The 9,586-nt window shown below is 63.7% G+C and carries 12 protein-coding genes; 2 read left to right on the forward strand and 10 right to left on the reverse strand.

From position 1 onward, the window contains the following. Positions 1 to 81 precede the first annotated feature (81 nt). The 10 genes from OC610_RS14160 to ccmA all read right to left on the reverse strand — a co-directional run bounded on the left by OC610_RS14160 (position 82) and on the right by ccmA (position 7,469). On the reverse strand, positions 82 to 489 hold the full coding sequence (locus OC610_RS14160) for a hypothetical protein (RefSeq protein WP_264428497.1): 408 nt from the start codon (positions 487 to 489) through the stop codon (positions 82 to 84). Between the two features lie 14 nt (positions 490 to 503). After that, positions 504 to 1,706, reverse strand: a complete 1,203-nt coding sequence (gene ccmI / locus OC610_RS14165; protein ID WP_264428499.1) for a c-type cytochrome biogenesis protein CcmI — start codon at positions 1,704 to 1,706, stop codon at positions 504 to 506. Further along, positions 1,699 to 2,172, reverse strand: a complete 474-nt coding sequence (locus tag OC610_RS14170) for a cytochrome c-type biogenesis protein (RefSeq protein ID WP_264428502.1) — start codon at positions 2,170 to 2,172, stop codon at positions 1,699 to 1,701. Before OC610_RS14170 ends, ccmI begins: the two co-directional genes overlap by 8 nt. Then, positions 2,169 to 2,705 (reverse strand): DsbE family thiol:disulfide interchange protein, encoded by a 537-nt coding sequence (locus OC610_RS14175; protein ID WP_264428503.1) that lies wholly within the window; start codon positions 2,703 to 2,705, stop codon positions 2,169 to 2,171. The genes OC610_RS14170 and OC610_RS14175 overlap by 4 nt, the downstream gene beginning before the upstream one ends. After that, the gene (locus OC610_RS14180; protein ID WP_198797733.1) at positions 2,702 to 4,690 is read right to left on the reverse strand and encodes a heme lyase CcmF/NrfE family subunit; all 1,989 of its coding nucleotides are present in this window, start codon (positions 4,688 to 4,690) and stop codon (positions 2,702 to 2,704) included. The genes OC610_RS14175 and OC610_RS14180 overlap by 4 nt, the downstream gene beginning before the upstream one ends. Positions 4,691 to 4,693: 3 nt before the next feature. After that, positions 4,694 to 5,149: a cytochrome c maturation protein CcmE gene (ccmE, locus tag OC610_RS14185; RefSeq protein ID WP_264428505.1), complete on the reverse strand. Its 456-nt coding sequence runs from the start codon at positions 5,147 to 5,149 to the stop codon at positions 4,694 to 4,696. Further along, entirely contained in the window at positions 5,146 to 5,322 is a 177-nt protein-coding gene (ccmD, locus tag OC610_RS14190) for a heme exporter protein CcmD (protein WP_042729135.1), read from the reverse strand. The genes ccmE and ccmD overlap by 4 nt, the downstream gene beginning before the upstream one ends. Further along, positions 5,319 to 6,074: a heme ABC transporter permease gene (locus tag OC610_RS14195; protein ID WP_264428508.1), complete on the reverse strand. Its 756-nt coding sequence runs from the start codon at positions 6,072 to 6,074 to the stop codon at positions 5,319 to 5,321. Before OC610_RS14195 ends, ccmD begins: the two co-directional genes overlap by 4 nt. A 94-nt stretch (positions 6,075 to 6,168) precedes the next feature. Continuing rightward, positions 6,169 to 6,837: a heme exporter protein CcmB gene (gene ccmB, locus OC610_RS14200; protein ID WP_039593066.1), complete on the reverse strand. Its 669-nt coding sequence runs from the start codon at positions 6,835 to 6,837 to the stop codon at positions 6,169 to 6,171. Then, the gene (gene ccmA / locus OC610_RS14205) at positions 6,834 to 7,469 is read right to left on the reverse strand and encodes a cytochrome c biogenesis heme-transporting ATPase CcmA (RefSeq protein WP_030141056.1); all 636 of its coding nucleotides are present in this window, start codon (positions 7,467 to 7,469) and stop codon (positions 6,834 to 6,836) included. Before ccmA ends, ccmB begins: the two co-directional genes overlap by 4 nt. A 189-nt stretch (positions 7,470 to 7,658) precedes the next feature. Here ccmA and fliK point away from each other — a divergent pair, with 189 nt between their 5' ends. Further along, a complete protein-coding gene (gene fliK, locus OC610_RS14210) occupies positions 7,659 to 9,230 on the forward strand; it encodes a flagellar hook-length control protein FliK (RefSeq protein WP_264428513.1) in 1,572 nt (523 codons plus the stop codon). Beyond that, the gene (locus tag OC610_RS14215) at positions 9,227 to 9,550 is read left to right on the forward strand and encodes an EscU/YscU/HrcU family type III secretion system export apparatus switch protein (RefSeq protein WP_030141058.1); all 324 of its coding nucleotides are present in this window, start codon (positions 9,227 to 9,229) and stop codon (positions 9,548 to 9,550) included. Before fliK ends, OC610_RS14215 begins: the two co-directional genes overlap by 4 nt. Positions 9,551 to 9,586: the final 36 nt, after the last annotated feature.

The raw sequence follows: 9,586 nt of genomic DNA on the forward strand, positions 1-9,586 counted from the left end.
ATAAAAGATCGCCGGCTTCGCCAGCTCCTACAGGGCCCGGAGGGAGCAAGCTCCCTCGCCATGGGGTTCTACAGTAAGGCTTCAGTGAAACTTCTGCCCCAGCCCTGCCGGCACACCTTCGATGGTGGTGTCTTCCCATGGCCCGTTCGGGCTGACGGAGCGGCTCCAGCCGTTATTCCAGCGGTAGTAGGTGCGCTGGCGGTAGAAGGTGTTGGTCTGGTTATCCAGCACATAGACCCCGAGCTTGGCATCCCAGTGGCTGTTGCCACCCGGCGGCGGGGCGAAACTGGCGGAGGTGCGTGGCACAGGCTTGGACGGTTTATTCGGTGTCACCGGCTTACCCGGCGCGGTCGACGGAACGGGCTTGGTACTCGGTGTCGAGGGCGGGATGGGTGGCAGCGGCGCCGAAGGTTCGGGCGGGCGCTGGACCGCACAAGCGCTCAGGCCCAGGACGAGCGTGAGCAGGGTGATACGAGCGATGGCGGTCATGGGGCGTGTTCCTGTCATTGGTCCGGACTGTCGATGGTCAATTGTTGCGGCGCGCGGGTGCTGCTCGCCAAGGGCTGGCTGTGACCGATCCACTCACCGGCGGTTGGCTGGCCGGCTCGGGAGATGCGTGCCACCAGTTGGACTTCCGGGAAGTTCGACAGTTTCAGCTGCGGCATCATTGCATCCGCGTCCCCCAGCTCGACGCTGGCCGGCAGGTCGGCGACGGTCAGGCGCTTGGCTGCCAGCGGGGCCGGCGGGCCGGAAACGGCGCGGGCAAAAATGAATACGCTGTCGCCCGGCTGCACCTTGGCCTTGAGCGAAGGGGCCAGGTCGACACGAACCTTGAGCAGCGCAGCGGTCTTGGCTGCCGGCGCCTGGACGACCTTGCCACCACTGGCCTGGAGCTTCTCGGTGGCACGGGCGATACCACCTTGCAATGCTTCACGGGATTTATCGCCTTCAGGCAATTGCGCCAGCAGGCGTCCCCAGTAATCGATCGCGTCCTGATAGCGCTCGCCTTCGAACGCAGCGATGCCCAACAGGCCCAGGCTGGTGACTTCCTTCGGATCGAGCTTCAGTGCCTCGTCGGTCAACGCCTGGACCTTGTCCGACCATTTCTTGCCATCGGCGAAATACTGCGCCTGGGCCCATTGCCCCAGCAGCTCTGGTTGGCGCCCCGCGACCGCCACGGTGCGTTCGAAGATTTTCGCCGCGTCCGCCGGACGGTCCTGCGCCATGTAGGTCCGGCCGAGGAAATACAAGCCCTCGGCGGAGTCCGGCTGCGCGGCCACCGCACGCTCCAGGCGCAAGGTCATCTCTTCCATCGACTGTGGCGCCTGGGCGAATTCACGGGTCAGCTCGACCTTGTCGCTGGCACCGAAATGCAGGTACAACGCCAGGCCCAGCACCGGCACCAGCACGGCGGCGAGCAGCGGCAACGGCTTGCCCAGGCGCGATTCGCGCGGCGCATCCGCCCCCTCGGTGTCCGCCAGCAGTTCACGGGCGGCCTCGGCGCGACCGGTGTCCAGTTGGGCCGCGTTGAGCACGCCCTCCTCCCGCTCGACCTGCAATTCGGCGACGCGTTCCTGATACAGCGCCACGTTCAGCGCGGTGCGGTCTTCTTCCAATTGGGCACGGCGGCCACGCAACACGGGGATTAACAGGAAACTCAGGGCGACCAGGAGAAGCAGCCCTGCGGCGAGCCAGAAATCAATCATGCTTGGTTTTATCCAACAGTTGGTCGAGGCGCTGGCGCTCTTCGACAGAAAGCGTGTCCGGGGTGGCACTACGCTGCACCCGGCGGCGGCGCACGATCACCGCAATAACGACGAAACCACCCAGCAACAGCCCGGCGGGGCCGAACCAGAGCAGCGCGGTCTTGGAGGACAGGGCCGGGTTGTAGCGCACGAACTCGCCGTAGCGATCCACCATGAAATCGATGATCTGCTGGTTGTCCTTGCCCTCGCCGAGCATGCGGAAGATTTCCTTGCGCAGGTCGGCGGCGATCGGCGCGTTAGAATCGGCGATGTCCTGGTTCTGGCACTTGGGGCAGCGCAGCTCCTTGGTCAGGTCGCGAAACCGCTCGCGCTCGGCGTCGTTGGCGAATTCGTAGGTATCGATGGCGGCCTGGGCCACGCCCATCAGGCTCATGCCGAGGACGGCAGCGGCTAACCAGCGCTTCATGGCTTGGCCTCATCCACCAGGGCCTGGTATTTGGCGGCCAGTTTCTCGCGCCAGACCTGCTCGTCGATCACACCGACAAACTTGTCGCGAATGATGCCCTTGGCGTCGATGAAGAACGTCTCCGGCGCCCCGTACACACCCAGGTTCAGGCCAAGGGTGCCTTCTTCGTCGCGTATATCCAGCTGGTACGGGTTGTGGAATTCAGCCAGCCACTTCAAGGCGTCGGCATTGACGTCCTTGTAGTTGACGCCGTAGATCACCACGCCGTTCTGCGCGAGCTTATTCAACACCGGGTGCTCGACCCGGCAGGAAATGCACCAGGTACCCCACACGTTGACCAGCGCCGGTTTGCCCAGCAGGTCGGCGCGGGTCAGGGTCTTGTCGCCTTGCACCGAGGGCAGGGAAAACTCCGGGAACGGCTTGCCGATCATCGCAGAAGGCAGCTCCGACGGGTTCAGGAACAGCCCCCGATAAAGGAACACTGCAACGACTAGGAACAGTGCCAGCGGCAATACCATCAACCAACGTTTCATGCAGTGGCTCCTGTTGCACCCAGGGCTTCACGCACCCGGGTCTTCACTTTGACGCGATAACGCCGATCCAGCGCCGCCAGGACGCCGCCCAGCCCGGTCAGCAGGCCGCCGAACCAGATCCAGCGCACGAACGGCTTGACGTGGACCCGCACCGCCCAGGCGCCGTCGCCCAGGGATTCGCCCAGCGCCACATACAGGTCGCGAGTGAATCCGGCGTCAATGCCGGCTTCGGTCATCACCGAGTTCTGCACGGTGTAGAGACGCTTCTCCGGATGCAGCACAGTGATTTCCTCACCGTTGCGAATGACCCGCACGGTGCCTTTATCCGAGGTGAAGTTAGGGCCTTCGAAATGCTTGGCGCCCTCGAAGACGAACTGGTAGCCGCCCAGGTCCATGGACTCGCCCGGCGCCAGGCGCAGGTCACGCTCGGCACTGTTCTGGCTGGACAGCACCACGCCCAGGGCGCAAACGGCGATGCCCAGGTGAGCGAGCTGCATGCCCCAATAACTGCGCGTCAGGGTTGGCAGGCCCTTGATCAGGCCTTTATGGCGGGTCTTGTCGAAGATGTCTCGAACGCCGGCCAGCAACACCCAGGCCGCCAGCACGAAGGTCGCCAGCACGGCCCAGTTGAAGTCGCCGTAGGCGATGCCAGCCACCACGGCCAGGGCAGCCGTGCCCAACAGCACCGGCGTGAGCATGCCCATCAGCCATTTGACCGGCGTGTCCTTCCAGCGCACCAGCACACCGACCGCCATCACCGCCATCAGGATCGCCATCAGCGGAATGAACAGGGCGTTGAAGTATGGTGGGCCGACCGACAGCTTGGCGCCGGACAGCGCGTCGAGCACCAACGGATACAAGGTGCCCAGCAGGATCATCGACGCGGCCACCACCAGCACCAGGTTGTTGCCCAGCAGCAGGGTTTCCCGGGACCAGAGGTTGAAGCCGACCTGGCTCTTGACCACGGGCGCACGCAAGGCGAACAGCGTCAGCGAACCGCCGACCACGAACAACAGGAACATCAGGATGAACACGCCACGCTCAGGGTCGGAGGCGAAGGCATGCACCGAAGTCAGCACGCCGGAGCGCACCAGGAACGTCCCCAGCAGGCTGAGGGAGAACGCTGCGATAGCCAGCAACACCGTCCAGCTCTTGAACACGCCGCGTTTTTCCGTGACCGCCAGGGAGTGAATCAGCGCCGTGCCGACGAGCCATGGCATGAAGGAAGCGTTTTCCACCGGGTCCCAGAACCACCAGCCGCCCCAGCCGAGTTCGTAATAGGCCCACCACGAACCGAGGGTGATGCCGATGCCGAGGAAGGCCCAGGCGACGATGGTCCAAGGGCGCGACCAGCGTGCCCACGCGGCGTCGAGGCGACCACCGAGCAATGCGGCGATGGCGAAGGCGAACGCCACCGAAAAACCGACGTAGCCCATGTAGAGCATCGGCGGGTGGACGATCAGGCCGATGTCCTGCAACAGCGGGTTAAGGTCGCGGCCATCCATCGGCACTTGCGGCAGGATGCGCTCGAAGGGGTTGGACGTGACGATCAGGAACAAAAGGAAACCGGTGCTGATCAGGCCCATCACGGCCAATACCCGGGCCAGCATCACCTGGGGCAACTGCCGGGAGAACACCGACACCGCGAAGGTCCAGCCGGCGAGGATCAATGCCCAGAGCAGCAAGGAGCCTTCGTGGGCGCCCCACACCGCGCTGAACTTGTAGTACCAAGGCAAGGCGCTGTTGGAGTTGCTGGCGACGTATTCCACGGAGAAATCGTCAGTCATGAAGGCGTAGGTCAGGCAGCCGAAGGCGAACAGCATGAACGCGAACTGCCCCCATGCCGCGGGCTGGGCCAGGCTCATCCACAGGCGATCGCCACGCCAGGCACCGAGCAACGGCACCACGGCCTGGACCAGGGAAAAGCACAGGGCCAGGATCATCGCCAAATGGCCCAGCTCAGGGATAAAAATGCCGGTGGTCATCGATCAACCCTCCTTCGCGGGCGCGGGCGCCGACTGGCCGCTGTCTTTCAGGGCTTTGGTCACTTCCGGCGGCATGTATTTCTCGTCGTGCTTGGCCAGCACTTCATCGGCGACCACCACGCCGTCGGCGTTGAGTTTGCCCAGGGCAACGATGCCCTGCCCTTCGCGGAACAGGTCTGGAAGGATGCCGCGATAGGTGATGGTCACGGTCTTGTTGAAGTCGGTGACGTTGAACGTCACGTCCAGCGAATCGCCGGAGCGCACCAGCGAGCCCTTTTCCACCATGCCGCCGGCGCGAATGCGTGTGTCCTTCGGCGCTTCGCCATTGGCGATCTGGGTCGGGGTATAGAACAGGTTGATGTTTTGCTGCAGGGCACTGAGGGCCAGGCCGACCGCGGCGCCGACGCCGACCAGGATCGCCAGGATGATGACAAGACGTTTTTTGCGCAGCGGATTCACTGACCGTTCTCCCGGCGCAGACGACGCGCCTCTTGTTGCAGATACCGCTTGCGGGCCAGGATCGGCACCGCCACGTTGAGGGCCAGCACCGCCAGGCAAATGCCGTAGGCCGACCAGACATACAGGCCGTGATGGCCCATGGCGAGGAAATCGCCGAATGACGCAAAACTCATCGAGCGGCCTCCAGGCTGTTCTGTACTTCAGCTTTCACCCAACTGGCCCGGGACTCGCGCTTGAGCACTTCCAGGCGCATGCGCAGCAGCAACACCGCGCCGAAGAAACAGTAGAAACCCAGCGCGGTCAGCAGCAGCGGCAGCCACATCTCCACCGGCATCGCCGGTTTCTCAGTCAGGGTGAAGGTCGCGCCCTGGTGCAGGGTGTTCCACCACTCCACCGAATACTTGATGATCGGGATGTTGATGACCCCGACAATCGCCAGCACCGCGCAGGCCTTGGCCGCGCTGTCACGATTGCTGATGGCGTTGCCCAGCGCAATAAGACCGAAGTACAGGAACAGCAGGATCAGCATCGACGTCAGTCGCGCATCCCAGACCCACCACGAACCCCAGGTCGGCTTTCCCCAAATCGCGCCAGTGACCAGCGCCACGGCGGTCATCCAGGCGCCGATGGGCGCGGCGCATTGCAGGGCGACATCGGCCAGCTTCATTTTCCACACCAGCCCGACCACACCGCAGACCGCCAGCATCACGTAGATCGACTGGGCCAGCATCGCCGTCGGAACATGGATATAGATGATGCGGAAGCTGTTGCCTTGCTGATAGTCCGGCGGTGCGAAGGCCAGGCCCCAGACCACGCCGATGCCGATCAGCAACAGGGCGGCAATGCTCAACCAGGGCAGCAACCTGCCGCTGATGCCGTAGAACCACTTGGGTGAGCCGAGCTTGTGAAACCAGGTCCAGTTCATTGCAGTTTCCATCACGGTTGCGGCTCGCATCGCGAACCGCCGGGTCGGCCTTTACCTTCCTAGGAAGTGGTCAATTCTTGACCAGGCCTCGTTATTATTCGCCGACGCTGATCTTCAGGCCAGCGGCTATTGCAAAGGGTGTCAGGGTTATCGCCAGGGCGGTCAGGCTCCCAAGCCACAGCAGATAACCGGTTGCCGGCATGCCTTGCAGTGCGGCTTGCAAAGCGCCGCTGCCAAGGATCAAGACCGGTATGTACAACGGCAGGATCAACAGGGCCAGCAACAGGCCGCCGCGCTTGAGGCCGACCGTCAGCGCCGCACCGACCGCGCCGAGCAGGCTCAGCACCGGCGTGCCCAGCAGCAGCGACAACAACAGCACCGGCATGCAGGCGGCGGGCAAACCCAGCATCATTGCCAACAGCGGCGAGAGCAACACGAGCGCCAGCCCGGAAAAAACCCAGTGTGCCAGTACCTTGGCCAAAACCAGAAGGGCCAGGGGGTGCGACGAAAGGACCCACTGCTCCAGGGAACCGTCTTCGAAATCACTGCGGAAAAGCCCGTCCAGCGAGAGCAGGACCGACAAAAGCGCCGCCACCCAGACCAGTCCAGGCGACAAGGTTTGCAACAATTGAGTTTCGGGGCCGACCGCCAGCGGGAACAGGGCGATGACGATGGCGAAGAACACCAACGGGTTGGCCAGTTCGGCCGGACGACGAAACAGCAGGCGCGCTTCACGGGCAAGCAACAGGCCAAAGACACTCATACCGCCCAGTTCCCCAGGTCAATGCTGCGATAACCGGAGGGCATCCGGGCCAAGGTGTGGTGGGTGGTCAGTAGTACCATGCCGCCGTTTTCGCAGTGCCGGGCGAGGTGTTCTTCGAGCTGCGCCACGCCTTGCTTGTCCAGGGCGGTGAAGGGTTCGTCGAGGATCCACAACGGCGGGCTGTCCAGGTACAGCCGCGCCAGGGCGACGCGGCGCTGCTGACCCGCCGACAAGGTATGACTCGGCACGTCCTCGAAACCTTTCAATCCCACCGCCGCCAAGGCCTGCCAGATCGCCTCGCGCCCGGCCGGCCGATGCAGGGCGCAGAGCCAACTGAGGTTTTCTTCGGGGGTCAGCAGATCCTTGATGCCGGCGGCATGGCCGATCCACAACAGGTTGCGCGCCAGCTCGCTGCGCTGGCTATGCAATGGCTGGCCGTTGAGCAGGATCTCGCCGGCGGTGGGCTGCATCAACCCGGCCAGCAGGCGCAGCAGACTGGTCTTGCCACTGCCGTTGGGGCCACTGATCTGCACCATATCGCCACGCGAGAGTCTCAATTCGAGATTTTCGAAGAGCAGCCGCAAGTCTCGCTCACAGGCGAGGCCGACGGTTTGCAGGAGAGGACTGGTCAAGGGATCGCGGGCCTTATACGGTTCAAGTCGGCCATGCAGCGGCCGTTAAAGTAGTGCAGCATAGATGCATTGATGGCCTGTTCCACAGAGCTGCGTCAAACAATTGCAAGGTTTTTGCCACTCTCTGGAACGCGGGCGGCATTATACATGTGAAGCCCCCTCTGGGCTGATTCCAAGGTAAGACCGCAAATGACAGGCGACATGAACATCCCGCCGCTGCCCCAGGTCACGGCAACGACGCGAACGCCGGCGGTGACGGGCGAATTGCTCAAGTTGCTGGCACCGGCCGAAGGGCTGATCGGGCCTGGCCAGACGGCCCAGGCCGAGGTGCTGTCGCTCAAGCAGGCGGACCAGACGTTCCAGCTGCTGCTCAAGGTCACGCTGGAGAGCGGTCGCCAAGCCACCGTACAAGCTACCAGCACCCAGCCATTGCCCCAGGGCACCAGCCTGGCCGTGACCCAGCCGTCCGCCAGCAACCTGGCGATCACCGTGCAGCAGGCCCTCGCCTCCAGTGTCGCCACCCTCACCCGAATCGACACCGCCCAGTTGCCCGTGGGCACCTTGTTGCAAGGCAAGGTGCTGACCAGCCAGGCCTTGCCGCAACTGCCAGGGCAACCGGCGGTGTATCGCTCGCTGGTGAGCCTGCTCAATACCGCCCAGGCCGGCAGTACCTTGGACATCGACAGTCCACAGCCGCTGCGGATCGGCATGCTGCTGAGTGCGCAAGTGCAAGACGCGCAGACGTTGAAATTCGTGCCCTTGAGCAATCGCCAGGAACAATTGGCGGTGAGCCAGCAACTGGTGACGCAGGTGAGTCGTCAGGGTTCGCTGGACAGCTTGCTCACCGCCCTGCAGAACCTACCCGCCAGCGACGAAACCGGCCCCGAGCTGCGCGCCGCCGTGACGCGCCTGCTGGCCGGTCTGCCGGATATCCAGCAATTGATGACACCCAAAGGCCTGGCCCAGGCGATGATCGCCAGCGGCGCGTTCCTCGAAAGCAAACTCCTGGCCGGACAGCCGCCAAGCCTGGCGCCGGACCTCAAGGGCGACCTGTTGAAACTGATCGCCCAGCTGACACCCGCCCTGCCCGCCTCCACCAACCTCTCTGCCATCATCGCCGCCAACACACTGGCCCAGGCCCTGCCCAGCTTTGTTCGCAGCGCCCTGGGGATGCTTGGCCAGGTCAGCGCCAAGCCACAACCCACCAGTTTTCCGTTGCCGTCGCGGCTGTTGAAGGGACAAGATGAGGAAGGCGACCTGGAGCACCTGCTGCGTCTGGCAGCCGCCGCCGTGTCGCGCCTGCAAAGCCATCAATTGTCGAGCCTGGAGCAAACCGGGCTGACCGATGACGGTCGCCTGATGAGTACGTGGCAATTGGAGATTCCGATGCGCAACCTGCAGGACATCGTGCCGCTGCAGGTCAAGTTCCAGCGTGAGGAAACCGCCGCCCGGGAACAGCCGGACGAACGCCGCGAACAGCCGGAACCGAAACAGCAGCTTTGGCGGGTCGAGCTCGCATTCGACATGGAACCGCTGGGGCCGCTGCAGATTCAGGCCCAGTTGCTCAGCGGCAGCCTGTCCAGCCAGTTGTGGGCAGAACGACCGTACACCGCCAGCCTGATCGAACGGAACCTGACCGCATTGCGTGAACGCCTGGTGACGTGCGGGTTGAACGTCGGCGACCTCGATTGCCACGTTGGCACCCCACCCCAGGGCCCCAAGACTCGGCTGGAACAACGCTGGGTGGACGAAACCGCATGAACACAGAACCCCGCCAGGCCATCGCCCTCAAGTACGACGGCCACCACGCCCCGACCCTCACCGCCAAGGGCGACGAAGCCCTGGCCGAGGAAATCCTGCGCATCGCCCGGGAAAGCGAGGTGCCGATTTATGAGAATGCCGAGTTGGTGAAGCTACTGGCGCGCATGGAACTGGGGGACAGCATCCCGGAAGAGTTGTACCGCACGATTGCCGAGATCATTGCGTTTGCGTGGAACCTGAAGGGCAAGTTCCCGCAGGGGTTTGATCCGCATGCGCAGAGTGTGGAGAAAGATGTGACGGAACGTGGGGATGATTACTAGTCGCTGAAGGCACTATCCCGTGGCGAGGGAGCTTGC

It is taken from the genome of Pseudomonas agronomica (assembly GCF_025917275.1).
GTDB classification, from domain to species: domain Bacteria; phylum Pseudomonadota; class Gammaproteobacteria; order Pseudomonadales; family Pseudomonadaceae; genus Aquipseudomonas; species Aquipseudomonas agronomica.

Coding starts and splice junctions, on each gene's coding strand:
- ccmB (WP_039593066.1), bottom strand. CDS start 6,837: ATGAGTGTCTTTGGCCTGTTGCTTGCCCGTGAAGCGCGCCTGCTGTTT.
- OC610_RS14215 (WP_030141058.1), top strand. CDS start 9,227: ATGAACACAGAACCCCGCCAGGCCATCGCCCTCAAGTACGACGGCCAC.
- OC610_RS14170 (WP_264428502.1), bottom strand. CDS start 2,172: ATGAAGCGCTGGTTAGCCGCTGCCGTCCTCGGCATGAGCCTGATGGGC.
- OC610_RS14160 (WP_264428497.1), bottom strand. CDS start 489: ATGACCGCCATCGCTCGTATCACCCTGCTCACGCTCGTCCTGGGCCTG.
- OC610_RS14195 (WP_264428508.1), bottom strand. CDS start 6,074: ATGAACTGGACCTGGTTTCACAAGCTCGGCTCACCCAAGTGGTTCTAC.
- OC610_RS14175 (WP_264428503.1), bottom strand. CDS start 2,705: ATGAAACGTTGGTTGATGGTATTGCCGCTGGCACTGTTCCTAGTCGTT.
- ccmD (WP_042729135.1), bottom strand. CDS start 5,322: ATGAGTTTTGCGTCATTCGGCGATTTCCTCGCCATGGGCCATCACGGC.
- ccmI (WP_264428499.1), bottom strand. CDS start 1,706: ATGATTGATTTCTGGCTCGCCGCAGGGCTGCTTCTCCTGGTCGCCCTG.
- fliK (WP_264428513.1), top strand. CDS start 7,659: ATGACAGGCGACATGAACATCCCGCCGCTGCCCCAGGTCACGGCAACG.
- OC610_RS14180 (WP_198797733.1), bottom strand. CDS start 4,690: ATGACCACCGGCATTTTTATCCCTGAGCTGGGCCATTTGGCGATGATC.